The organism is Pseudomonas oplopanacis (assembly GCF_057128725.1).
The window spans coordinates 268,654-293,347 of the sequence record NZ_JBSKHV010000004.1; the positions used below are offsets into that span (position 1 = coordinate 268,654).

Sequence of the window (24,694 nt, forward strand, 5' to 3'; positions counted from 1 at the left end):
AGAGTGTCGTGATTGCGGCATAACTTAGGCGCTCTTCAAATGGAATTCAAATTATTGCAAGGGATGCTGCATGCAAAATTCTATCGCCTCTCCTCCGCCTTTGACATCATCGAACGCCCTGCCCAACCCACCCACGGAATATCCGGGATTTCTGTCAAATTTTGACAGTGCTCTAAAATGGGATGGAGCGCTTCCGACGGTTACAGTGGCTCACCGTATTGAAACTATCGATATTGAGCCCGACGCATATTCAAAGTTAGTAGCTATTGCGCATTCGGCGCAAGATCAGATAGGAAGTGTTTTTCCGAATGGTACGGCGGGCGTTCGAAATGAAATAGAGGGGCGTATAAGCTCAGCCACTGACGCCCACTCATTCAACAAGCTGGAGGGGGCCTTAAAAAAGAAAATTATTATTGTCGAGCTCCTGCAACGAATTAGGCTGAATAGGTGCTGGTATGAAGCGGATGCATTTTTTGGCACAGATGCATTGTCACTCGACAGCATGGAAAGTGCCGAGCTATTCGCAGCTTATGTGGACGCTGCAGAACACGACGCAGAACGCCTAGGCCTTTATGAAAGCTTCCTGAGATCTCTGACAGCCGCCTACATTAAACGAATACTTGTCGAGGCTGTTTCCATCTTAGACGACGCATCTCCTGCTATAGATGCTGCAATCCATTCTGCCTTAGCTAGAGGTGAAACTACCTACAACTTCAATTTAACCCTTAGTCAATCCGCGCAGGTGGTCACTGTGGCGGGTGCCGCTACCCTCCAAAACGCGGACGGCTGGACCTTCGAGGCAGCGATCCGTAAAAGCACATTGTTGTTGACAGGTCTGAGAGGGGTACTTCTCAGTCCAGCGACAGCGATTGGGATCGGTGCTTTGCTCTATTCACCCACCCTGGGTAACGGCGAGCGTTATCCTCAAACGGCTCTCAAACTATCTGGCAGTACGGTATTGCCAGATGCACCGTCTAACATGAATGAAATCGCCGCTGCCGAAGGAACCATCGATCTTCCCTACCGGATTTATGGTGATCTTGGCCAATACACCCTCGTTGCAACACCGGCGGAGGGGAGCATTTCATCAGCGGTGCCAGTTCGGGCGCTGGAGTTCGACCAGAAGACTAACAGCTACAGTTTCACCTCCGCCGACACACCACCGATCACCCTCAGTTTTCCCATTATCCACTGGGGCAACAGTTCGACAACTTCACCTGCCAGACCCGTGGAAGTACCGCGTTACAGTGGCGTTGAGCTGTTGCCGCTACTCGTACAGCCCGAACCATTGCCTGCGTCCGAGCTGCCGAATTTCAGGGATTGTATCTACTGCTTTCCGATCAACAGCGGCTTGCCGCCGATTTATGTTGTTTTCAATAGCCCTTATGAAGGGGCTACTACGAGAGGAAATTATAGCGGTCGATTTTTTAATCCTGCCAAAGCTGGAGGCCCCATCCTGGATCTGGATTGGACCAAGGCTACCGTGACGAAAGCGGGTATTAAACGAGTGAAATTGCATATTGGACGTTTCAGTCCTTCAGATGCCAATGCCATCATGGCTGATCGACTGAAAAAGATTCTCCAAGGTAAATTAGTAATCACGGCTACCGACAAACGTTTCTATACTCATGAACTCAGAGAGCTTGAACGTTTCAGAAAATTAGGGGTGGCAGACGGTTTAAATCCAAATGATGAAGGCGCTATTTGGAATAGCACTCACGCTGCAACACTGGAAGACTACAAACTAAAAGACGATCCTGAGTTACTCTACACACCTGAAGCCATGGAGGCATACGGCAAACAAATTGAAAGAGAGTACAAACAATTAGGAGGAGCGAATCGATGAGCGTCATTAAAACCATTGCATTAAACGAGAAGCCTGAAGAAGTAATCTTATTTCTTACCAAGAATGAATTAGGCATCTCTTTTCCTCAGCTGGATCGTCTCTATAGCTGGGCTAATTGGGCGCATGTTGCGGATAATATGGGGCTAATGAAAATCGTCTGGGAAATGTGTGACGCGGAATTTATAAAATCTACTGGGACTGGAATTGTCAGGAGCATCAACTGGAGAGAGCCGACGTTCATGGTAGAGGGAAAATATACTTTTGATTGATAATGCTAAGCTTCTGTCACCTTTAGGGCGCGATTAGCAACTATTGTTTGGAAATGTCCGGCTTCCTGATATTAGTGAGAGGATTCTGTCGAACCCAGAGATATGCTTACGCATTGTTTCAGGGTTAGACAATTAACAAAAAGCGAGCGCTTGGCGTAATGCCGGTCAGTTAAGCTGACTGGCATTTTTATTTTCAATACAGTCCTTCCATTGAGTCTGGAGCGGAAGCAAATTTGCAGATCAGTTCCAATGTCCAAACGAGACGCATAAAAAATCCGATGCCCGCGCAGGCATCGGATTTTGATTTCTAGCAGCCACAGAATCAACGCATCGACGGACCGTGAAAGCCCATCCACATCGCCAATTGCTCAGCAACGCTGGCACCGAGCTTTTTCGAGAAGCGATCGAACGGCGATTCCTGAACAGTGAAGTCCACCAGTTCTTTCTCGCCAATCACGTCACGAGCCACCGAACTAGCATTGCCCAAGCCATCAATCAGACCGAGCGGCAGCGCCTGCTCTCCGTTCCAGACCAACCCGGAGAACAGCTCCGGATGCTCTTTGTCCTTGAGGCGATCACCACGACCCTTCTTCACGCTGTTGATGAACTGCTGGTGCGTGGTATCCAGCACACCCTGCCAGAACTGAGTTTCCTCTGGCTTCTGCGGCTGGAACGGATCGAGGAACGACTTGTGCTCGCCCGACGTATACGTCCGACGCTCCACACCCAGTTTCTCCATGGTGCCGACAAAGCCGTAGCCGGCCGCCGTCACACCAATAGAGCCCACCAGGCTCGCCTTGTCGGCGTAGATCTGGTCTGCCGCACTGGCGATATAGTAAGCGCCGGAAGCGCCCAGGTCCGAGATCACCGCGTACACCTTGATATCCGGATGCAAACCACGCAGACGAACGATTTCGTCATACACATAACCCGACTGCACCGGACTGCCGCCCGGGCTGTTGATACGCAGGATGATACCTTTGACCTTATCGTCCTCGAAGGCCGCGCGCAGGCTGCCGACGATGTTGTCGGCGCTGGCCGATTCCTTGTCGGCGATCATGCCAACCACATCGATCAATGCGGTGTAGTGGGAGCTGCGGGTCGCACTCTTTTCCATGTCCATCAGCGGTGTGAACAGGATCAGCGCCACAAACAGGTACACGAACGTCAGCAACTTGAAGAAAATCCCCCAGCGACGGGAGCGGCGCTGTTCCTGCACGCCGGCCAGCAGGGTCTTTTCCAGCAGCTTCCAGCTTTTTTCGTCACCGCTCTCTACGCTCGCCTTGGCGGGCGCTTTCCATTCGTCGGTCATGACATCTACCCCAGCAAAAACCTGTTAAGCCCGCTGATTCAGCCAGGCATGCAATTCTGAAAAACGATCAATGGCCAGTGCCGGCTCGAACAACTTCAACGCCTCGATCGATTGCGCGCCGTAGCTGACCGCCACCGAGTCCATGCCGGCGTTGTGCGCCATCTGCAAGTCGAAGGACGAATCGCCGACCATCAGCGCTTGCTCGGGCCGAACCTCGCAATGCGCGAGGATCTGCTCAAGCATCAGCGGATGCGGCTTGCTGGCGGTTTCGTCGGCGGCGCGGGTGATATCAAAATAATCTTCCCAACCGTGCGACTTCAGCACCCGATCCAGCCCGCGACGGGCCTTACCGGTCGCCACAGCCAGATGATAACCCTCGGCACGAAACGCCTCCATCGACTCGACAACACCTTCGAACAACGGCGAAGGCACCGCCTCGGCGGCGATGTAGTGATCGGCATAGTGCTGACGGAACGCTACAAGCTCGGTATCGCCAATCTCGGGATACAAGGTGCGAATCGCCTCAGGCAAACCCAGGCCGATGATGCCCTTGACGGCAAAATCATCGCGCAACTGAAATCCGGAACGCTCGGAGGCGACATGCATCGCCTCCACAATCCGACCAATGGAGTCGGCCAACGTGCCATCCCAATCGAAAATCAGCAGCTTGTAATCAGATTGGCGCACTCAGTCGCTCCACGGTCTTGGACCACATTTCGTCCACAGGCGCCTGCAATTTCAGCTCGCTACCATCCGGCAGCGGCACGGTCAGCATGTAGGCATGCAGGAACAGACGCTTGCCGCCCAGATCGCGGATTTCCTTGCTGAAACCTTCGTCGCCATACTTGGTATCGCCGGCGATGCAATGCCCGGCGTGCAGGGTATGAACGCGGATCTGGTGGGTCCGACCAGTGATCGGTTTGGCTTCGATCAGGGTGGCGAAGTCGCCGAAGCGGCGCAGGACCTTGAACACGGTCACCGACTCCTTGCCCTCCTCCTCATCGACTTCGACCATACGCTCGCCGGAGCGCAGATTGCTCTTGCCCAGCGATGCACGAACCTGCTTGATCGAGGCCGCCCAGTTACCGCGGACCAGCGCCATGTAGCGCTTGTCGACGCCATCGCCGCGCAACGCCGTGTGCAAGTGACGCAACATGCTGCGCTTCTTGGCGATCATCAGCAGGCCGGAGGTATCACGGTCGAGACGGTGAACCAGTTCGAGCTCCTTGCAATCGGGACGCAACTGACGAAAGGCTTCGATCACTCCGTAAGTCAGACCGCTGCCGCCATGGACCGCGATACCGCAAGGCTTGTTGATCACGATCAGCGCTTTGTCTTCGAAGACAATCGAGGCTTCGAGGCGTTGCAGCAAGCCCTGGGCCAGCGGCACCGGCTCATCGCGCTCAGGCACGCGAACCGGCGGCACGCGCACGATATCGCCCGCCTGCAGCTTGTATTCGGGCTTGATCCGACCTTTGTTCACCCGCACTTCGCCTTTGCGCAAAATGCGGTAAATCAAGGTCTTGGGCACGCCTTTGAGCCGAGCGAGAAGGAAGTTATCAATACGTTGGCCGGCATATTCCGGCGAGACCTCCAGCAGTTGTACGGCTGGGGTCGGAGGGGTAGTCGTCGTCATGGCGCGGATGATAACAATTTTTTATGGAATTGAAGCACTTAATCATTGCTGCTATAGTCGCGAACGCCGCCAAAAGCGGCCTGGACAGCGGACCAACGGTCAAAAACCGGCCCTGACCAACGCAATTCACCAGGACGCGAGGCCGTCCTACGGGGCTTTCGCTACGTAACGGTGGAGTTTGCAGCTGTAACGAGCGCAGGTGACATGAGGCCTGAATCATGCCGCAAAGCAGAGTTTTAACTCGCCTTGCGAGCAAATATTCACGGCCAGTTCACAAAGTGCAGTCAGCCACGAACGACCCTGAGCGAACGCTTCGGAAACAACGCCTAAATTAGCCATGATGCGTGACCTCCCCCTTCGGAGCTCACGGTAAATGCCAACCCGCTGCGGATTCTGCGCGCGGCAGCACCCGAATTATCAGGGATACGTGTAGGGTGGAGATGCACAACCGCTGGACTGTGTAGCAATAGGCTTTATCAAGACGCTTCATCTCGTCCACAGCCGCTGGTTGATTCCTCCTCCTGACTGAGTGCTTAAGTAGCCACAGCAAGCAGGACGCGTACGTCGCGACACCGGCCCAATTGGTCGGGGTTCGCTAGACACTGGAGTAGCCAACTACTCCTGACGCACCTGACACCGACCGTGAGAAGTCGTGTGTGCCGAACGCCGTTTCCGGCAGCCCGGAAACCGACGGTACTACATGAAAAGAATGCTGATTAACGCAACTCAACCCGAAGAGTTGCGTGTTGCACTGGTAGATGGCCAACGCCTCTACGACCTGGACATCGAATCCGGTGCACGCGAGCAGAAGAAGGCCAACATCTATAAAGGCCGGATTACTCGCATCGAACCAAGCCTTGAGGCTGCCTTTGTCGATTTCGGCTCCGAGCGCCACGGCTTCCTGCCCCTCAAAGAAATCTCCCGCGAATACTTCAAGAAAGCCCCCGAAGGCCGCGTCAACATCAAGGACGTCCTGAGCGAAGGCCAGGAAGTCATCGTTCAGGTCGAAAAAGAAGAACGTGGCAACAAGGGCGCCGCCCTGACCACCTTCATCAGCCTGGCCGGTCGTTACCTCGTTCTGATGCCGAACAACCCGCGTGCCGGCGGTATCTCCCGTCGCATCGAAGGTGAAGAGCGCAACGAACTGCGTGAAGCCCTGAACGGTCTGGTTGCCCCGGCCGACATGGGCCTGATCGTGCGCACTGCGGGCCTTGGCCGCAGCAGCGAAGAAATGCAGTGGGACCTCGATTACCTGCTGCAACTCTGGACCGCCATCAAAGAAGCTTCGCTGGATCGTTCCGCGCCATTCCTGATCTACCAGGAAAGCAACGTGATCATCCGCGCCATCCGCGATTACCTGCGCCAGGACATCGGCGAAGTGCTGATCGACAGCGTTGAAGCCCAGGACGAAGCCCTGACCTTCATCCGCCAGGTGATGCCGCAGTACGCCAGCAAGATCAAGCTGTACGAAGACAGCGTTCCGCTGTTCAACCGTTTCCAGATCGAAAGCCAGATCGAGACCGCTTTCCAGCGCGTCGTTGAACTGCCTTCCGGCGGCTCCATCGTTATCGATCCGACCGAAGCCCTGGTGTCCATCGACATCAACTCGGCGCGCGCCACCAAAGGCAGCGACATCGAAGAAACCGCCCTGCAGACCAACCTTGAAGCCGCCGAAGAAATCGCCCGTCAGTTGCGCTTGCGCGACATCGGCGGCCTGATCGTCATCGACTTCATCGACATGACCCCTGCCAAGAACCAGCGCGCCGTGGAAGAGAAAGTCCGCGAATGCCTGGAAGCCGACCGCGCTCGCGTGCAAGTCGGTCGCATCTCGCGCTTCGGCCTGCTGGAAATGTCCCGTCAGCGCCTGCGTCCATCGCTGGGCGAAAGCAGCGGCATCGTTTGCCCGCGTTGCAACGGCACCGGCATCATTCGTGATGTTGAATCGCTGTCGCTGGCGATCCTGCGCCTGATCGAAGAAGAAGCCCTGAAAGACCGCACCGCCGAAGTTCGCGCCCAAGTGCCAATCCCGGTGGCTGCGTTCCTGCTCAACGAAAAACGCAACTCGATCACCAAGATCGAACTGCGCACCCGTGCCCGCATCGTCATTCTGCCGAACGATCACCTCGAAACGCCGCACTTCGAAGTTCAGCGTCTGCGCGATGACAGCCCGGAAGCCGCAGTCGGCCAGTCCAGCTACGAAATCGCTGCTGCCGCTGCCGAAGTCGAAGAAGTCCAGCCAGCCGCTGCGACCCGCACCCTGGTTCGCCAGGAAGCCGCGGTCAAGACCGCTCCGGCCCGCGCCAACGCCCCGGTTCCGACCGAAGTCGTCGCTGCCGCGCCAGTGGCCGCACCGGTTGCCGCGCCAGAACCAAGCCTGTTCAAAGGCCTGGTGAAGTCGCTGGTCAGCCTGTTCGCGACCAAGGAAGAGCCTGCTGCTCCGGTTGTGGTTGAAAAACCAGCGACCACCGAGCGTCCGCCGCGTAACGAAGAGCGTCGCAACGGTCGTCAGCAGAGCCGCAACCGTAATGGTCGCCGCGATGAAGAACGCAAGCCTCGTGAGGAACGTGCACCGCGTGAAGAGCGTGCTCCCCGTGAACCACGCGAAGCCCGCGAAGAAACCCCAGCCGTAGCCCGCGAAGAACGTGCTCCACGTGAAGAGCGCGCACCTCGCGCACCTCGTGAAGAACGTGCACCGCGCGCTCCACGCGAAGACCGCAAGCCACGCGGTGATCGTGAAGAGCGTCCGGTTCGTGAACTGCGCGAGCCTCTGGATGCCGCTCCAGCCGCTGCTGCCGCGACTGCGACTGCTACTGCAACCGCTGAAGAACGTCCGGCTCGCCAGCCACGTGAAGAACGCGCTCCACGCCCTCCGCGTGAAGAACGTCAGCCACGTGCTGAACAAGCGGCTGCCGCCGTTGCTGAAGAAGAGCTGACCTCCAACGAAGAGCAACTGCCGGAAGACGGTCAGGAAGGCGCCGAAGGCGATCGTCCACGCCGCCGCTCCCGTGGCCAGCGTCGTCGCAGCAACCGTCGCGAGCGTCAACGCGATGCCAACGGCAACGTGATCGAAGGTTCGGAAGAATCCGAAGGTAACGAAGCTGGCGAAAGCAACGAAGCACCAAGCACTTCTGATCTGGCCGCAGGCTTGGCTGTTACCGCAGCCGTTGCCAGCACCGTGATCAGTGCACCTGCTGAAGCACAAGCTCACGAGCAAGCTGAACGCGCCACGGCGTCTGTTCAGGAAACCGCTCCGGTTGAAGCGCCAGTGGTTGAAGCTACGACTCCGGTCGAAGCGACTGCCGCTCCGGAAATCGAAGTGGCGCCGGTTCGCGAAGCGTTTGTTCGTGAAGAAGCCCAATCTGTGGTTGAAGCGACTGTCGTCGCCGAGCCAGTGGTTGCTGCCGAGCCTGCTGCCGAAACCGTCACCGAAACCGTGACCGAAGCTGTCCGTGAAGTTCGTGAAGAACAAACCGCGTTCAACTGGGTTGCCGAGCCGGTTGCTGTTGAAGCACCAGCACCTGCACCAGTGGCCGAAGCTGAAGTGTCTGAAGCGATGGTTTCCGAGCCAGTGGTTGTGGCTGCCGAACCTGCTCCAGTCGTTGAGGCACCGGCTCCGGTTGTTGCCGAAGTGGCTGAACCAGCCGTTGAAGCGGCCCCGATCAGCGCCCTGACGCCAAGCGGCCGTGCGCCGAACGACCCACGTGAAGTGCGTCGTCGCAAGCGTGAAGAAGAGCGTCTGCAGAAGGAAGCCGAACTGGCTGCCGCTGCCGCACCGGTTGAAGCGCCTGTCGCTGCCGAACCGGCTCCGGTTGTTGCTGAAGTGATCGAAGCGGCACCTGTTGCCGAATCCGTCATCGAAGAAGCACCGCGCTCCGTTCAGGAAGCCGTAGAGCAACACGAACAAGCCCAGGAAAAAGAGCACGAGCCTAAACCTCTCGTCTAACTCCTAGGCCATAAAAAGCCCCGTCTGGTCACCCAGGCGGGGCTTTTTTATGCCTCCAAACATCACCGCAATCCCCTGTAGGAGTGAGCCTGCTCGCTCCCACAGGGGATTTATGCAGGCTTGAAGGTCAGTGATTCAGGCACATCGACGTCCCACAGCACTCCGGGATCATCCACTGCCACTTCAACCACCCTGCCCTTCGCAAACAGCGGCTTGGCCCCTCGATCACCCGACAACCCCATCAACCCCGGTCCAAAACTGCGGCCGAACCCCACCGGATGCCCAAACTCCCCCCCCAGCACCGGCACGATGATCGCATCTTCAGCCACACCCGCCAGCAGGCTCTCAACCGTCGCAGGCAGGATAAACGGCATATCCCCCAACACTATCAACCAGCCACTGCACTGCGGACACGCCGCCACACCCGCCGCAATGCTGTCGCCCATGCCCGTCGAGTCGATCAACACAATCTCGCAGCCATACGCTTGAGCCATGCGAATCACCTGCGGACGGTCCTCTGTCGTCACCAGTACGCGTTTAACCAACGAAACCGGCAAGCTCATCAACACCTGCTCGATCACCGAACGAACCGCACCGTCGCGCCCCGTGCAATCGGCCAACAACTTGTCTTTATCTGCCCCCGCCACCTGACGAAAACGACTGCCCTGCCCGGCCGCCAGCACGATGACGCCGATGGATTCATTCATATAGCCTCCTGCAACGGCTTCTTTTGTTTCAGTTCGACACCGTTCTTGATCGCCACAATTTCGGCCATCAGTGACAAGGCGATTTCCGCCGGACTGTGGCTGCCAATGTGCAACCCCACCGGGCCATGCAGACGCTCGATAGCGCCTGGCGACAAGCCCAGTTCGGCGAGGTTTTCCCGGCGCTTCAGGCTGTTGACCCGAGACCCCAGCGCGCCGACATAAAAGGCTCTGGAGTCCAGCGCCGTCAGCAGCGCCATGTCATCCAGGCGAGGATCATGAGTCAGGGCGACGATGGCCGTGCGTTCGTCAGTCTGAATGTTCAGCACCGCTTCATCCGGCATGCCCGAGACAAAACGACCGTGCTGCTCTTCCCAGCCGTACACAAACTCGGTGCGTGGATCGCAGATCAGCACTTCGAAATCCAGCAACCGCGCCATCTCGGCGACGTAACGGGACAATTGCCCCGCGCCGATCAGCAACAGGCGCCAACGCGGACCATAAATGGCGCGCAGCGTGGTGCCGTCAAAACTCAGCACATCGGATTTGCTCGCTGACTGCACGACCACTTCACCGGTCGCAATATCCAGCGAACGAGCGACGATTTCATGGGCCTCACAGCGCGCCAGCAATTCGGCCACCCAACGCGGATCGCCGACCCGCTCCTCGGTCAGGCGCAACGTGCCGCCGCAGGGCAAACCGAACCGCGCGGCCTCCTCGCGAGTGACGCCGTAGGTGATCAACTGCACCGGCGGCCCATCCGCCGGGATACGCCCATCGTGCAGCCGGGCAATCAGGTCATCCTCGACACAACCGCCCGACACCGAACCGATCACCACGCCATCTTCACGCAAGGCCAGCATGGCACCAGGTGCCCGGGGCGCGGTGCCCCAGGTCTGGACCACGCTGTACAGCACCACCCGCTGACCGGCGCGGCGCCATTCGAGCACGCTGCGCAGGACGTTCAGATCGACGCTGTCCATCAGGCTTGCGCCTTCTGCCAACCTTGCAGCTGAAAGCGAACCGGCAGGTTGCGGATGCGTTTGCCGGTAGCGGCGAAGATCGCGTTGCACAGCGCCGGGGCAATCGGTGGCACGCCCGGTTCACCGACACCACCCAAGGGCACAACACCTGGCGGGGTGACCAGATGCACCGCGACTTCCTTGGGCGCCAGTGACATGCGCGCCACTTCGTACATGTGGAAGTTGTCCTGCTGGACCTTGCCGTCCTTGAAGCTGATTTCCCCCAGCACCGCATTGCCCAACCCCATGACGCAGGCGCCCTCGAACTGCGAGCGGATGCGCTCGGGGTTGATCTGCGGCCCGCAATCCACGGCGATGTCAGCCTTGTGCACGATCAACGTGCCGTCGTCTTTGACTTCGACCTCGATCACCGCCGCCACATAGGTGACGAAGCTGTAATGCACCGCCAGCCCCAGGCCTCGGCCCTTGGGCAGTTCACGCCCCCAACCCGCGGCTTTGGCAGCGGTTTCCAGTACCGTGCGCAGGCGGCCGGTATCGATCGGATAGCGCTCGGGGGATTCGCCGTAGTTCCACTCTTCACTCAACGTGCGCGGATCGATCTGACGGTCCGGGCCAAGCAACTTGATCTGGTACTTGAGCGGATCCTGACCGGCCTTGTGCGCCAGTTCATCGACGAAGCTCTGAATCGCAAAACCGTGCGGGATGTTCGACACCGAGCGATACCAGCCGACGCGGGTATGCACCGTCGCCTCCGGGTTTTCCAGGCGCACGTTGGGAATCGCGTAGGCCATGTTGGTGAACCCCATGCCCAACTCAAACGCCGCCTCATGGTTCATGCCCGGTGCAAACAGCGCGGTGATGCTCGGGGCCACGGTGCGGTGCAGCCAGCCGGAGGGCAGGCCATCCTTGTTCAGGCTGGCCTTGAGGTACTCGGCCGACACGGTGTGGAAATAGGAACAGTGGATGTCGTCTTCGCGAGTCCATTGCACCCGCACGGCCTTGCCGGGGAACTCTTTGGCGAGGATTGCCGCTTCGATGATGAAGTCAGGCTTGGATTTGCGTCCAAAACCGCCACCGAGCAAGGTGACGTTGAACGTGACGTTATCGAACGGAACGCCGAGGCGCTCGCCGATCCGTGTCCGGGTGACCTGTGGCGCCTGACTCGGCCCCCAGGCTTCGCAGACGCCGTCCTTGAAGCGGGCAATGGCGACCATCGGCTCCATCGGTGCCTGCGCCAGGTGCGGCAAGTAATAGGACGCTTCGAGGGTGCTGTCGGCGTTCTTCATCGCTTCGTCGATGCTGCCGGTATTGCGCACCACTTTGCCGGGCTTGAGGGACGCCGCTTCCAGCTCCTTGCGATAGGCAATCGAGTCATAACTGGCGTTCGGGCCGTCATCCCATTCGATCTTCAGCGCCTCGCGGCCCTTGATCGCCGCCCAGGTGTTGCTGGCCACCACGGCCACGCCGCCCAATGGTTGAAATTCGGACGGCAGCGGGCTGCCTTCGATTTGCACGACCTTGATTACGCCGGGGACTTTCAGCGCAGCGCTGGAGTCGACGGACTTGACCTTGCCGCCGTACACCGCCGGACGCGCAATGGTGGCGTAGAGCATGCCGTCGAAATGCACGTCGGCCCCGTAAATGGCGCGGCCGTTGACGATGTCGGCACCGTCGATGGCCTTGGTGCCTTCCTTGCCGATGTAGCGAAACTCCGACGGATCTTTGAGCCGTACGCTGTCACGCGCAGGCACCGCCAGCGCACTGGCTGCCACGGCCAATGCGCCATAGCCCAATTCACGACCGGACGGTTTGTGGATGACTTTGTGCAATTGCGCATGGCACTCGGCGACCGGCACTTTCCACTGCTCGGCAGCGGCCTGTTCCAGCATGGTTCGCGCGGCGGCACCGCAACGGCGCATCGGCTCGTACCAGTGACGCATGCTGCGCGAACCGTCGGTGTCCTGGTTGCCGAAACGCACTTCGTCGCCCGGCGCCTGCTGCACCTTCACCATCGCCCAGTCGGCGTCCAGTTCATCGGCCACCACCATCGTCAGGCTGGTGCGTACGCCCTGGCCCATTTCCGAACGGTTGCAGACCACGGTCACCGTGCCATCGGCGGCGATGCTGACGTAGACCTTGGGATCATCGATCGCGCCGTGGGGCATGCCGTCGGCGCCGAACTTCTTCGAGGCCTCTTCAGCGAAAACGTCCTGCCAGCCCCAACTGGCCGCCAGCACCAAGGCACTGGTCGCACCGACCCCTTTGAGGAAACCGCGGCGGCTCAAGTTACTGAGGTTGCTCAGGGCAAAATCATTCGGTAGCTGGTTCATGCCTTGGCCTCCTTCAAGTGAGTGGAAGCCTGACGGATGGCCGTCTTGATGCGGTTGTAAGTCCCGCAGCGGCAAATGTTGCCGACCATCGCCTCTTCGATCTGCGCATCCGTAGGATTGGGGTTGGTCTTGAGCAGCGCCGTCGCCGACATGATCTGCCCGCCCTGGCAAAAACCGCACTGGGCCACGGCGGTGTCGAGCCAGGCTTGCTGGACCACTTGCCCAACCGGATCGGCGTGCAGATTGTCGATGGTGGTGACGTTCTGGCCGACCACCGAACCAATCGGCGTAATGCAACTGCGCGCCGGTGATCCGTCAATGTGAATCGTGCACGCGCCGCACAGGCCCATGCCGCAGCCGAATTTGGTGCCGTTGTAACCGGCGACGTCGCGGATAGCCCAGAGCAGCGGCATGTCTTCGGTGACGTCGAGTGGATGGTCTTGACCGTTGAGTTTCAGGGTAATCATGGGCACGCCCGCATAGATCTTGGGTTATGGGGTCGAGCAATCTGCCGTGGGATCTTGGTTCGTGATACGCAGATCGACTCAGGCTAATGAGGCTCTCTTATGCGACGGGAATGTCTGCACCGGGCCTTTGATGGAGCAAATGCTTGCATCGTTAGGTGGCTAAGTTAACCCAGCATTAACAAAAAAGCCCTGCACAGTGGAAGTGTGCAGGGCTTTGAGATCAGTCCTGAAAGCTTAGCTTCAATACTGGTTGGGCTCCATTTCCAGATCGACATGGAATCGTTCTGAAATGTCTTTCTGGATTCGCTGCGCCAGGTTAAGCAGTTGCAGCCCCGTGGCACCGCCGTAATTGACCAGCACCAGCGCCTGTAACTTATGCACGCCGGCATCCGCGTCGCGGAAACCCTTCCACCCTGCCCGCTCGATCAACCAGCCCGCGGCCAGTTTCATTTGCCCGTCGGGTTGCGCATACGCCACCAGATCCGGGTATTCACCCTTGAGCCGGGCGACCAGCGCCGCCGGCACCAGCGGGTTTTTGAAGAAGCTGCCGGCATTGCCCAGCACCGCCGGGTCCGGGAGCTTTTCATTGCGTATGCTGCAAATCGCCTGGCTGACATCCGTCGCCGTCGGCTGCTCGATGCCTTGCTCGGTCAGGCGCTGACGCACCGGGCCATATTCCAGATGCAAGTGCGCGGCACGGTCGAGGGTGAAACGAACGCGCAGGATCAACCAGCGTCCCGGTTCCTGCTTGAACAGGCTGTCGCGGTAAGCAAAGTTGCACTCAGCCAAGGTGAAATCCCGCAGCTCGCCGGTCTGGCGATCCAGCGCGGTCAGGCCGGCGAACACGTCCTTGATCTCGACCCCGTACGCACCGATGTTCTGCATCGGCGCCGCACCGACGGTGCCGGGGATCAGGCTGAGGTTTTCCAGGCCCGACAAACCCTGCGCCAGGGTGTGTTGCACGAACGGATGCCACGGCTCGCCGGCCTCGGCTTCGATCACGACGTTGCGGCCGTCATCGCTGAGGATGCGAATCCCGCGGGTGGCCATGCGCAGCACCAGCGACTGGATATCGGCGGTCAGCAGCAGATTGCTGCCGCCGCCAATCACCAACAACGGCACGTCATGCTCTGCGGCGTAGGCCAGGGCCTCTCGCACGTCGGCATCGCTATGCGCCTCGGCGAACAGGCGAGCCTGAACGTCGACACCAAAGCTGTTGAACGGTTTGAGCGAAACCTGTGATTGCACCTGCAAACTCATAGCCGTCCCTTCAATTCGATCACCAGCAAGTCACTGGCGCGCTCGATCAGGTCCAGCACCTGTTCGAAGCCCTGGTCGCCGTCGTAGTACGGGTCCGGGACTTCATCGAGTTCCGACTGAAAGCGACGCAGGAACAAGTCCAGCTCGGCTTTACCCTTGGCCGGTTGCAGGGCCTTGAGGTGGCGCAGGTTGCTGTTGTCCATCGCCAGGATCAGGTCGTAAGTGGCGAAATCGGCGCGGCTGACTTGCTGGGCACGCTGGGCGGACAAATCGTAGCCACGCAGTTTGGCCGCGGCCTGGCTACGTTTATCCGGAGCCTTGCCGACATGCCAGTCACCGGTGCCGGCGGAGGCGACTTCAATCTGATCGGCCAGCCCCGCTTCGCGCAGTTTGTGCCGCAGCACGCCTTCGGCCGTTGGAGAACGGCAGATGTTGCCCAGGCACACGAACAAAACGCGCATCAGGCCTCCAGCAGGCGACGAACGCGCTCAAGATCTTCAACGGTGTCGACCCCGGTCGGCGGTGCGATCAACGCGTCGGCGACGTGAATCCGCACGCCGTGCCACAGGGCACGCAGCTGTTCCAGGGATTCGGTGTTTTCCAGCCAGCACGGGCCCCAACTGACGAAGTCATGCAGGAAACCGGCGCGGTAGGCATAAATGCCGATGTGACGGCGATACGGCACGCCTTCCGGCAATTGCTCGCGGCTTTTGGCGAAGGCATCACGGGCCCACGGCAAGGTCGAACGACTGAAGGTCAGCGCCAGACCATCAAGGTCGCTGACGACCTTGACCACGTTGGGATTGAACAGGGTTTCCACGTCTTCGATCGGCTCGGCCAAGGTGGCCATGCGCGCTTCGGTGTGGGCCGCCAGGTTAGCCGCGACCTGATCGATCACGCTCGGCGGGATCAGCGGCTCGTCACCCTGGACGTTGACCACGATGGCGTCGGGCGCCAGGCCCAGCTTCGCGGCGACTTCGGCCAGACGGTCGGTGCCGGAATTGTGGTCTTCGCGGGTCAGCACCACTTCAGCGCCGAAGGCATTGCACGCCTCGACAATGCGCGCATCGTCAGTGGCAACCACCACGCGCTGGGCGCTGCTTTTGCTCGCCTGTTCCCAGACGTGCTGGATCATCGGCTTGCCGGCGATCAGCAGCAGCGGTTTGCCCGGCAAGCGGGTCGAGGCATAACGCGATGGAATGACAACGGTAAAGGCTGTGGTCATTTATCCAGACGCTCGTCGGTGGTCAGGGTGCGGGCTTCGGTTTCGAGCATCACCGGAATGCCATCGCGGATCGGGTACGCAAGGCCGGCGCCCTTGCTGATCAGCTCGGTCTTGTCGGCGCTGAGCTTGAGTGGGCCTTTGCAGACCGGGCAAGCGAGGATGTCGAGCAATTTGGTGTCCATGAGCATTCCCTGGATAAAAACGGAGTTAAGGCAAAAGACGAGCCGGCAACAGGCGCATCAGCTGTGTATCGAACCAGGCCACGAAGGCCGGCGATGGCACAGCATCGACCGCCAGGTACCACCAATCGGCGGCGGCGAAGGCACGGCACTTCACCGCGTCCTTTTCAGTCATCACCAACGGCAATGACGGTGTGAAATTCAAGGCCTGCACGCTGTATTCGGCATGGTCGGCAAACGCATGCGGGACAGGTTTGCAGTGTAGCGTTTCGAGGGTGGTGAAGAAACGCTGCGGATTGCCGATTCCGGCTACGGCATGCACCGCCTGGCCTGCGGGGAAGTGGTCGAGGGGACGTCGTTCACCGCTGAGCAAATTGATCAGGGCGGTCGGTTGCAGCTGGAAGGCAAACCCGCCGTCGCGGTCCTCTGCGGCGCCGTTGTAGAGCACCGCGTCGACGCTTTGCAGGCGTTCGACTGGCTCGCGCAACGGTCCGGCCGGCAGGCAACGCTGGTTGCCCAGGCCTCTGACGGCGTCGATCAGTACCAGTTCGAGGTCGCGGGCCAGGCGGTAATGCTGCATGCCGTCATCGGACAGGATCAGGTCCAGCGGCTCGCTCGCCAGCAACGCTTTTACTGCGCTGCTGCGGTCCGGGTCGATCATCAACGGCACGCCGGTACGCTGGACGATCAACAACGGTTCATCGCCCGCCACCTCGGCACTTTGGTCGGCTTCGACCCGCCACGGCAGCTGCGGCGGCTTGGCACCGTAACCACGACTGACCACACCGACCCGCAACCCGCTGCGCTGGCAATGCTCGATCATCCACAGGATCAGCGGCGTCTTGCCCGTGCCGCCGACGGTGATATTGCCGACCACGATCAGCGGCACGGGCGGTTGATAGATCTCGCCCTCACCTGCCAGGAATCGCTTGCGCTTGTTCATGACCACCCGCCGATACAGCCACTCCAGTGGCTGCAACAGCTTCAGGGCCGGATGACCTTCGTACCACGCGGCGAGCAAGCGATCAGACATGGCCATCAATGCGCGGGCGCCGCCTCGACAGTGGTCATGCGCAAATGGCTGAAACCGAGCTTGCCGGCGGCGTCCATGGCGGTAATGACAGACTGATGTTGAGTCTTGCCGTCAGCGCTGATGGACAGCGGCAGGTTGGTGTCGCCGTTGGACTCTTTTTGCAGCGCGTCCATCACGGTCGCCAGGTCGCTCTTGGGCAGGACTCGATTGTTCACCGAGAACACGCCTTCAGCGTTGATAGTAATGTCCACTTGCTTGGCTGGTTGATCGTCAGCCGACGCGCCGCTGACCGCTTCCGGCAGTTCGACGCGCAACTGGGTTTCTCGGGTAAAGGTGGTGGTCACAACGAAAAACAGCAGCAGGACAAACACCACGTCGATCAGCGACACGAGATTGATGTCCACGTTCTCCCGTTGCTTGCGGCGGAATTTCACGCTTTTTTGCCCTCGGACAAGTCCACGTCACGGTCGCCCTGCACCACTTCAACCAGCTTGATGGCTTCCTGCTCCATCCCCACCACCAGCTCATCGATGCGCCGTTGCAGGAACCGGTGGAAGAAGACCGAGGGGATGCCGACGATCAGGCCCGAGGCCGTGGTGATCAACGCTTTGGAGATACCGCCGGCCAGCACTGCGGCGTTGGTGGTCATGCCCGTGCCCATGAACGAACTGAAGATATCGATCATGCCCAGCACCGTCCCCAGCAAGCCGAGCAGCGGGGCCATGGCGGCGATGGTGCCCAGGGCGTTGATGTAACGCTCCAGTTCATGGATGACCCGGGCGGCGGCCTCTTCGATGCACTCTTTCATGATCTCGCGACCATGCTTGGAGTTGGCCAGGCCCGCCGCCAGGATTTCACCCAACGGCGAGTTGGCGCGCAGTTCCTTGAGTTTTTCTTTATTGAGTTGTTTGTCTTTGATCCAGACCCAGACCTGGCCGAGCAAGTGCTCGGGCGTCACGCGGCTGGCACGCAGGGTCCACAGACGCTCGGCGACGATGGCCATGGCCGCGATGGAACTCAGAATGATCGGCAGCATCATCCAGCCGCCGGATTTGACCAATTCCCACACAGTGACAGTCCCCTCGAAAAAGTGCGCCACTCTAACATAGGGGGTCGGCGCACCGAAGACCGTGATGTCGCATCCGGTCGGGCTTTAATAACTCTCGGCTATTTATTGACCGGCGGTGGATCGCGCCAGAAACGCCGGTCCAGACGCATCGTCCACGGTGGCTGGAAACGCCCGAGTTGCAGATGAATGGCACCGTGCTCGGCGCTGTCATAAATCGCCATGCGGCGTTTTTGATAACGCGCCACGACCGTTGGGTGCGGGTGGCCAAAGGAATTGCCCTGGCCACGGGAGATCAATACGGCCTTGGGTTGCAATACGCTCAACAGGGCCATCGACGAGGAACTGCGACTGCCGTGATGCGGTGATTGCAACCAATCGGTGGCCACCGCCAGTGGACTCTCCAGCAAGGCCCGCTCGGCAGCGATGTCGATATCACCGGTCAGCAACAGTCGCTCGCCGCTGGCTTCTATTTGCAGGACGCAGGATTTCTGGTTGCTGTCATAGGCTGACGTCCATTGCCACAACTGGAAATTCACACCGTCCCAGCTCCATTGCCGGCCGCTGTCACAGCCTTGGGCTTGCAGTTCGGCAGGTAAACCCTCGGGATCGCCACTGAGAATCTGTTTGACCGGCAGGCCATTGCTCACGGCTCGCGCACCGCCGGCGTGATCGGCATCGGCGTGACTGATCAGCATCAGGTCGAGCCCTTCCACTCCGAGTTTTCGCAACGACGGCAGCACCACCCGCGCCCCCATGTCCATGTCGCCGAAACGCGGCCCGGCGTCATACAACAGCGTGTGATGACGGGTCCGCACCAGGATGGCCAAGCCTTGGCCGACGTCCAGTTGCCAGACATCGGCCATGCCTTCCGGCAACAGCGGCCGAGGCGCAAAGACCAGCAACAACAGCAACGGCCACCCCAAAGGGCGTAACGGCACGCCTCGCGGCAACAACAGCAGGACGGCGCCCAACGTACCGAGCGCCCAACTCCACAACGGAACCGCCATCGGCACCCAAGCGGGCAATTGCCCGGCCATCATTGTCAGCGCCTTGAACATCCCGTCGATCAACCCACCCGCCAGCCACAGCAGCCCTTCGCCGACATAAGGCACGGGCAACAACAATGTCCCGAGCAAGGCTGGCGGCAACACCACCAGGCTGATCCAGGGCACTGCCAGCAGGTTGACCACCGGCCCGCTGAGGCTGATCGGCAAGCCGAGCACCAGCAACAACGGGCACAGGCCGATCGCGATCAACCATTGAGCCCGGGTCCAGGTTTGCCACCACCGCCAGGGGCCCAGCCGCCCGCCAAAGGTGAAGATCAACACCGCCACGGCAGCGAAGGACAACCAGAAACCCGGTTGCAGACTGGCCAACGGATCCAGCAGCAAAACGCCATTGAGCGCCAGCAACAGCGGCCACCAGGCGCCGAGGTGACGAAAACGTAGCCGCCACAGCAGCACCAGACCGATCATCACGCAGGCGCGTTGCACCGGAACGTCGAAGCCGGCCAGCAGCCCGTAAGCCAGCGCCGCCGAGAACGCCAGTCCGCATGCCCATGGCAGCCACGGCAAACGTCCTGGCCACAGGCCAAAACGCGCCAACCCGGCAATCAGCAGGTAGACCAGCCCCGCCAGCATTCCGATGTGCTGCCCGGAAATCACCAGCAGATGCACGGTGCCGGTGTCTTGCAGCACTTGCCATTCCTCACGGCTCAACCCGGCGCCATCGCCCAGTACCAGCGCGGTCAATGCGGCGGTTCGGCCTTGGGCATCGACCGCGAGTAAACGCCGGCGAATGCCGTCGCGCCACGCCCATCGGGCTTCGGCGAGTCGCTCGCCGTCCTTGACCGTGCCGGTCGCACCGATGCGTTGAGCCAGCAGCCAGGCGTCGTAATCGAAGGCATGCGGATTGAGCAGCCCGGCAGGACGCTTCAACTTGACCGCCAGTCGCCAGCGTTCGCCGCTGCTGACGGGTGGCCCGCCATACCAGGCCAGGCGCAAACGCCTGGGCAACTTCGTTCGCCTTGACTGACTGTCCGTCAGTTCGAATCGCACCACGCCGTCGGCATTTTGCGGCAGCCCGGTCACCCGCCCTTCAATCCAGCGGGTTTCGCCATCAAGTTTTTGTGGCAGCCGATCATCCAGTGCCCACTGCGCATTCGCGCACGCCCAACTGAAGCCGAACAGGAAAAACGCCAACGCAGATGTCCGAAACGGCAATAGCATCAAAGCCGGCAGTGGCAGCAACATCCAAAACCAGACCGGCGGTAAAACCGGCAAAAGACGCAGGGTCAGCAAACCCAGCGCAAGCGCCAACATCCCAGTGCGCATACACTCATCCTTGAGAGTCCCCACCTAGGCATAGCCGGCCAACCGCACCGGCGCCGATATCAATTGTCACAAAGTCTGAATGGGCGGTTCGTAGAATCCAGACATACTTGCCGCCTTAACCGACCGAGAAGCCTTATGCCCCGGCGCTTGTTCAAACGCTACATGCCAGACCCGACCAGCATCAGGGAACACAAATCCTTACGCTTTCTCGGCACGCTGCTGCATGACCCCAATCTCTGGCACCTCAACCGCCACTCCGTGGCGCGGGCGATGGCGGTCGGCCTGTTCGCGGCGTTTCTGCCGATCCCGTTGCAGATGCTCCTGGCCGCGGTGCTGGCGATCATGGTGCGGGGCAACATGCCGATAGCGGTGAGCCTGGTCTGGCTGACCAATCCGATTACCATGCCGGCGGTGTTTTTCTGCACGTACCAGACCGGGGCGTGGCTGTTGGATGTGCCTGCCCGCCAATTGCCTGATGCATTGTCCTGGGAATGGATCAGCGGCGAATTGTCGACGTTATGGCAACCGTTTTTGCTGGGGTCGGTGGTGACGGGGCTGGTGCTGGGGGCTCTCGCCTACTTCCTGACCATGACGTACTGGCGGTGGTGGGTGGCGCGGCAGTGGAAACGACGCAAGAAAAACCGGATGTAGGAATGCAAAACGGCCTCCAGTGTGGAGGCCGTTTTTTATGCGGTGTTTGTGTTGGCCCCTTCGCGAGCAGGCTCGCTCCCACAGGGATCTTCAGCGAGACATAGATCCAGTGTGTGAGCGAGCCTGCTCGCGAAAGGGGCAACGCGGTGTTGAATCAGGTACGCATCCCGCGCCCACTGACCAGCAACCGTGCACAACCGACATACAACACAAGCGTCGCCACCAGCATAAAGGTGATCGCGATGCTGATCTTGATGTCCGAAACCCCAAGAATGCCGTATCGGAAGGCATTGACCATGTGCAGCACCGGGTTCGCCAGGGACACGGTCTGCCAGAACGGAGGCAACAGGGAGATCGAGTAAAACACCCCGCCCAGGTAAGTCAGCGGTGTCAGCACGAAGGTCGGGATGATCGAGATGTCATCGAAGTTGCGCGCAAACACGGCGTTGATGAAGCCCAGCAACGAGAAGATCGTCGCCGTCAGCACCACCACCAGAATGGTCACGCCGAGGTGATGCACCTGCAAATCGGTGAAGAACAGCGACAGGATCGTCACGATGATCCCGACCATCAACCCGCGCAGCACGCCGCCCAGGGTGTAGCCGATCAGAATCGTATGCGGAGACACCGGCGACACCATCAGTTCCTCGATGGAGCGCTGGAACTTGCTGCCGAAGAAACTCGACACCACGTTGCCGTAGGAGTTGGTGATCACCGACATCATGATCAGGCCCGGCACGATGTACTCCATGTAGGTGAAGCCACCCATGCCACCAATCTGCTTGCCGATCAGATTGCCGAAGATCACGAAGTACAAAACCATGGTGATGGCCGGCGGCAGCAGCGTCTGCGGCCAGATCCGGGTAAAACGCCGGACCTCACGGTAAACGATGGTATTGAGGGCAACGAGGTTGGGCTGCAACTCGGAACTCATACCGCCACCTTCGACAGATTTTTCTCCACCAGGGACACGAACAACTCCTCGAGGCGATTGGTTTTGTTACGCAGGCTCAGCACTTCAATGTTTTGCTGCGCCAGTTGAGTAAACAGCGCGGTGATGCCCATGGCCTTGTCGACCTGGACTTCCAGCGTGTGACCATCGAGCAGACGGGTCGGGTAGCCGAGCAACTGCGGCGCGCTGGTCAATGTGTTTTTAATATCGAGCAGGAAGGTTTCCACATGCAGCTGGCTGAGCAACTGCTTCATGCTGGTGTTCTCGACAATGGTGCCGTGGTCGATGATGCCGATGTTGCGGCACAACTGCTCAGCCTCCTCCAGGTAATGCGTGGTGAGGATGATGGTGATGCCTTTCTGGTTCAGCTCGGTGAGGAAGGTCCACATCGAGCGACGCAGTTCGATGTCCACGCCCGCCGTCGGTTCGTCGAGGATCAGCAGGCGTGGTTCGTGGACCAGCGCACGGGCGATCATCAATCGACGCTTCATACCACCAGACAGTGAACGCGACGGCACATCGCGTTTGTCCCACAGCCCCAGTTGGGTCAGGTATTGCTCGGCGCGTTCCTTGGCAACTTTCGGCGGGATGCCGTAATAACCGGCCTGGGTCACGACGATATCGAAGGTCTTTTCGAACTGGTTGAAGTTGAATTCCTGGGGCACCACGCCGATGGAGCGCTTGAGCTGCGCAGGATTCTTGTCCAGGTCGTGACCGAAGATATTCACCGTTCCGCTGGTCTTGTTCACCAGGGTCGAGAGAATGCCGATGGTCGTGGATTTGCCGGCACCGTTAGGGCCGAGCAAGGCGAAGAAGTCACCTTCGGCAACGTCCAGATCGATACCACTCAGGGCCTGGAAACCGTTGCCGTAGGTTTTGGTTAGCTGCCGGATGGACAGAGCGGAACTCATATCGGATTACGCACCAAGAAGGAAGAAAGGGATAAAAGACGGCCGGCGGCGACGGGAACAACCACGGCACGTGAGCGCAATGGTGCTTGTCGCCGCCACACAAGTACAGTCAAGTGTGTCGATAGTGAGTATTAAGTCAACGCGGTCATAACGGCTTTTTGATACGCCGGACGCTGTTTCAACCGGGCGTACCACGCCTCGAGATGTGGCAGTGACCGGCGCTCGATCGGCATTTCGAACCAAGCATAAATAGCACTGCCGAGCGGAATATCGCCCATGCCGATTTCATCGCCAGACAAGTACGGCGTGACGGCCAGTGCCTGATCGGCCATCGACAGCAAGTCCTCGCATTCCTTGATCGCGGCATGGATGGCTGGCCAGTCCTGCTTGTCGGCCGGCGTGCGCAATACCCCCCAGAACACGGTGCGGAACGGGCCGGCAAGGCTTGAAGTGGCCCAATCCATCCATTTGTCGGCCGTGGCGCGAGCTTGCAGATTCGCCGGATACCACGCCGTGCCGCTGGCGTGACTGGCCAACAGGTAACGCACGATAGCGTTGGATTCCCACAACACAAAACCGTCGTCTTCGATGACGGGCACGCGGCCGTTAGGGTTCATCGCCCGGTACTGCGGAGTATCGACGACACCAAAGGCGCCGCCCGCATCGATGGCCTCGTAGGCCAGCCCCAGTTCTTCGGCGGCCCACAAAGGCTTTCTGACATTCGACGAGTTTTTACGACCCCAGATCTTCAGCATGACCGCCTCTTTTTCGACAAGTGGGCAGGCAGCATACGCCGGATCAGGCGCGACTCAAATCGCTCTGCATATCTCCCAGCAGGACCGGCAGTGTGTCGCTGAACAGGTGCGGATAGCACTTTTCCAGGTGCTCGAAAAAGAACGCTTCCGGCACATCGGTGAACTGGCCGTGATCGACCAGATACTCCATCAACTGTGCGCCATCGCGATTGAACGGATGAAAGACACTGTCGCTGATCCCGTCGAACTCCAGCGGCGCGACATTGAACAATTCACACAGTTGCTGGTTGAACGCCGGCGTGGCCTTGACCCAGCGGTCGTTCAGATACAGCTCGGTGTAGCCGTGCATGGCGAACACATCGCTTTTCAGCAGTTCAAGCAAGCGCGGGGTCGATAGGTGATTACGCACATCCGCAAGACCGATGCGCGCCGGGATCGCGCAATGTCGCGCGGCGCCGGCCAGCAACGTGGCTTTGGGCACGCAATAGCTTTCCCCGGCGGCCAGCGCATAACTGCCGCGCAAGGTCTCCGGGTCGCGGCTGAACGTGTAGGGGTTGTAGCGCACCGCCTCGCGCACCGCGTAATAAAGTCTGATCGCCTGCTCGAGCGGATCACGACCGCTGCCGCGATGTGTTTCGGCGAACTCCACCACCGAGGGGTGGTCACTATCGATGAAGCGGCCGGGACTCAAGTACTCGTGCATGAGATCAATCTCCTGGGGAAGCCTCGAGTCTAGCGACAGGTTCAGCACAGAGATAACGACGTTTCGGCCAAACTTGGGCGCATTGTCGCGTAGGAAACGAACGAATTCCCAAGCGTGTTGCCAACCGAGCCTA

The 24,694-nt window shown here is 59.6% G+C and carries 23 protein-coding genes; 4 read left to right on the forward strand and 19 right to left on the reverse strand.

The window, feature by feature from the left end; all coding sequences use genetic code 11:
- Window positions 1-70 precede the first annotated feature (70 nt).
- Window positions 71-1,846: an S-type pyocin domain-containing protein gene (locus ACWKV5_RS11575; protein ID WP_483841359.1), complete on the forward strand. Its 1,776-nt coding sequence runs from the start codon at window positions 71-73 to the stop codon at window positions 1,844-1,846.
- A complete protein-coding gene (locus tag ACWKV5_RS11580) occupies window positions 1,843-2,115 on the forward strand; it encodes a hypothetical protein (protein ID WP_483841360.1) in 273 nt (90 codons plus the stop codon). Before ACWKV5_RS11575 ends, ACWKV5_RS11580 begins: the two co-directional genes overlap by 4 nt.
- Window positions 2,116-2,437: 322 nt before the next feature.
- Here the strand turns inward: ACWKV5_RS11580 and ACWKV5_RS11585 are convergent, their stop codons facing one another.
- From ACWKV5_RS11585 to rluC, 3 genes are read right to left on the reverse strand one after another with little or no spacing between them, the layout of a single operon-like run.
- Window positions 2,438-3,427 carry a S49 family peptidase gene (locus ACWKV5_RS11585; RefSeq protein ID WP_483841361.1) on the reverse strand — a complete coding sequence of 330 codons (990 nt, stop codon included), beginning with the start codon at window positions 3,425-3,427 and terminating at the stop codon, window positions 2,438-2,440.
- A 24-nt stretch (window positions 3,428-3,451) separates the two neighbouring features.
- The gene (locus ACWKV5_RS11590) at window positions 3,452-4,114 is read right to left on the reverse strand and encodes an HAD-IA family hydrolase (RefSeq protein WP_483841362.1); all 663 of its coding nucleotides are present in this window, start codon (window positions 4,112-4,114) and stop codon (window positions 3,452-3,454) included.
- Window positions 4,101-5,063 (reverse strand): 23S rRNA pseudouridine(955/2504/2580) synthase RluC, encoded by a 963-nt coding sequence (gene rluC / locus ACWKV5_RS11595; RefSeq protein WP_483841363.1) that lies wholly within the window; start codon window positions 5,061-5,063, stop codon window positions 4,101-4,103. The genes ACWKV5_RS11590 and rluC overlap by 14 nt, the downstream gene beginning before the upstream one ends.
- A gap of 700 nt (window positions 5,064-5,763) precedes the next feature.
- On the opposite strand from rluC, the gene rne reads away from it, so the two are divergent.
- Window positions 5,764-9,006 carry a ribonuclease E gene (gene rne / locus ACWKV5_RS11600; protein ID WP_483841364.1) on the forward strand — a complete coding sequence of 1,081 codons (3,243 nt, stop codon included), beginning with the start codon at window positions 5,764-5,766 and terminating at the stop codon, window positions 9,004-9,006.
- A gap of 110 nt (window positions 9,007-9,116) precedes the next feature.
- Here rne and ACWKV5_RS11605 read toward each other — a convergent pair whose 3' ends face one another.
- From ACWKV5_RS11605 to ACWKV5_RS11660, 12 genes are all read right to left on the reverse strand, one after another.
- Window positions 9,117-9,713, reverse strand: coding sequence for a nucleotidyltransferase family protein (locus ACWKV5_RS11605; protein ID WP_483841365.1), 597 nt, complete (start codon window positions 9,711-9,713; stop codon window positions 9,117-9,119).
- Window positions 9,710-10,693 (reverse strand): XdhC family protein, encoded by a 984-nt coding sequence (locus tag ACWKV5_RS11610; protein ID WP_483841366.1) that lies wholly within the window; start codon window positions 10,691-10,693, stop codon window positions 9,710-9,712. Before ACWKV5_RS11610 ends, ACWKV5_RS11605 begins: the two co-directional genes overlap by 4 nt.
- A complete protein-coding gene (locus ACWKV5_RS11615; RefSeq protein WP_483841367.1) occupies window positions 10,693-13,023 on the reverse strand; it encodes a xanthine dehydrogenase family protein molybdopterin-binding subunit in 2,331 nt (776 codons plus the stop codon). The genes ACWKV5_RS11610 and ACWKV5_RS11615 overlap by 1 nt, the downstream gene beginning before the upstream one ends.
- On the reverse strand, window positions 13,020-13,490 hold the full coding sequence (locus ACWKV5_RS11620; protein WP_027924030.1) for a (2Fe-2S)-binding protein: 471 nt from the start codon (window positions 13,488-13,490) through the stop codon (window positions 13,020-13,022). Before ACWKV5_RS11620 ends, ACWKV5_RS11615 begins: the two co-directional genes overlap by 4 nt.
- A 240-nt stretch (window positions 13,491-13,730) precedes the next feature.
- Window positions 13,731-14,750, reverse strand: a complete 1,020-nt coding sequence (gene murB, locus ACWKV5_RS11625; RefSeq protein ID WP_483841368.1) for a UDP-N-acetylmuramate dehydrogenase — start codon at window positions 14,748-14,750, stop codon at window positions 13,731-13,733.
- A complete protein-coding gene (locus ACWKV5_RS11630) occupies window positions 14,747-15,211 on the reverse strand; it encodes a low molecular weight protein-tyrosine-phosphatase (RefSeq protein ID WP_483841369.1) in 465 nt (154 codons plus the stop codon). Before ACWKV5_RS11630 ends, murB begins: the two co-directional genes overlap by 4 nt.
- Complete coding sequence (kdsB, locus tag ACWKV5_RS11635; protein WP_483841370.1) at window positions 15,211-15,975, reverse strand: 3-deoxy-manno-octulosonate cytidylyltransferase; 765 nt, start codon at window positions 15,973-15,975, stop codon at window positions 15,211-15,213. Before kdsB ends, ACWKV5_RS11630 begins: the two co-directional genes overlap by 1 nt.
- Window positions 15,972-16,157: a Trm112 family protein gene (locus ACWKV5_RS11640; RefSeq protein WP_007945752.1), complete on the reverse strand. Its 186-nt coding sequence runs from the start codon at window positions 16,155-16,157 to the stop codon at window positions 15,972-15,974. The genes kdsB and ACWKV5_RS11640 overlap by 4 nt, the downstream gene beginning before the upstream one ends.
- Before the next feature lie 25 nt (window positions 16,158-16,182).
- Entirely contained in the window at window positions 16,183-17,193 is a 1,011-nt protein-coding gene (lpxK, locus tag ACWKV5_RS11645) for a tetraacyldisaccharide 4'-kinase (RefSeq protein ID WP_483841371.1), read from the reverse strand.
- Window positions 17,193-17,621 carry an ExbD/TolR family protein gene (locus ACWKV5_RS11650; RefSeq protein ID WP_483841372.1) on the reverse strand — a complete coding sequence of 143 codons (429 nt, stop codon included), beginning with the start codon at window positions 17,619-17,621 and terminating at the stop codon, window positions 17,193-17,195. The genes lpxK and ACWKV5_RS11650 overlap by 1 nt, the downstream gene beginning before the upstream one ends.
- On the reverse strand, window positions 17,618-18,256 hold the full coding sequence (locus tag ACWKV5_RS11655) for a MotA/TolQ/ExbB proton channel family protein (protein WP_185058243.1): 639 nt from the start codon (window positions 18,254-18,256) through the stop codon (window positions 17,618-17,620). Before ACWKV5_RS11655 ends, ACWKV5_RS11650 begins: the two co-directional genes overlap by 4 nt.
- Before the next feature lie 98 nt (window positions 18,257-18,354).
- Window positions 18,355-20,589, reverse strand: coding sequence for a DNA internalization-related competence protein ComEC/Rec2 (locus ACWKV5_RS11660; protein WP_483841373.1), 2,235 nt, complete (start codon window positions 20,587-20,589; stop codon window positions 18,355-18,357).
- A gap of 135 nt (window positions 20,590-20,724) precedes the next feature.
- Here ACWKV5_RS11660 and ACWKV5_RS11665 point away from each other — a divergent pair, with 135 nt between their 5' ends.
- Window positions 20,725-21,240 carry a DUF2062 domain-containing protein gene (locus ACWKV5_RS11665; protein ID WP_483841374.1) on the forward strand — a complete coding sequence of 172 codons (516 nt, stop codon included), beginning with the start codon at window positions 20,725-20,727 and terminating at the stop codon, window positions 21,238-21,240.
- Window positions 21,241-21,394: 154 nt separating this feature from the next.
- On the opposite strand, the gene ACWKV5_RS11670 is transcribed toward ACWKV5_RS11665, so the two are convergent.
- The 4 genes from ACWKV5_RS11670 to ACWKV5_RS11685 all read right to left on the reverse strand — a co-directional run bounded on the left by ACWKV5_RS11670 (window position 21,395) and on the right by ACWKV5_RS11685 (window position 24,561).
- Complete coding sequence (locus ACWKV5_RS11670; protein ID WP_483841375.1) at window positions 21,395-22,174, reverse strand: ABC transporter permease; 780 nt, start codon at window positions 22,172-22,174, stop codon at window positions 21,395-21,397.
- A complete protein-coding gene (locus ACWKV5_RS11675) occupies window positions 22,171-23,103 on the reverse strand; it encodes an ABC transporter ATP-binding protein (RefSeq protein WP_483841376.1) in 933 nt (310 codons plus the stop codon). Before ACWKV5_RS11675 ends, ACWKV5_RS11670 begins: the two co-directional genes overlap by 4 nt.
- 131 nt (window positions 23,104-23,234) lie before the next feature.
- Window positions 23,235-23,858 (reverse strand): glutathione S-transferase family protein, encoded by a 624-nt coding sequence (locus ACWKV5_RS11680; RefSeq protein WP_483841377.1) that lies wholly within the window; start codon window positions 23,856-23,858, stop codon window positions 23,235-23,237.
- A 43-nt stretch (window positions 23,859-23,901) separates the two neighbouring features.
- Window positions 23,902-24,561, reverse strand: a complete 660-nt coding sequence (locus ACWKV5_RS11685; protein ID WP_483841378.1) for a transglutaminase-like domain-containing protein — start codon at window positions 24,559-24,561, stop codon at window positions 23,902-23,904.
- Between the last annotated feature and the right edge of the window lie 133 nt (window positions 24,562-24,694).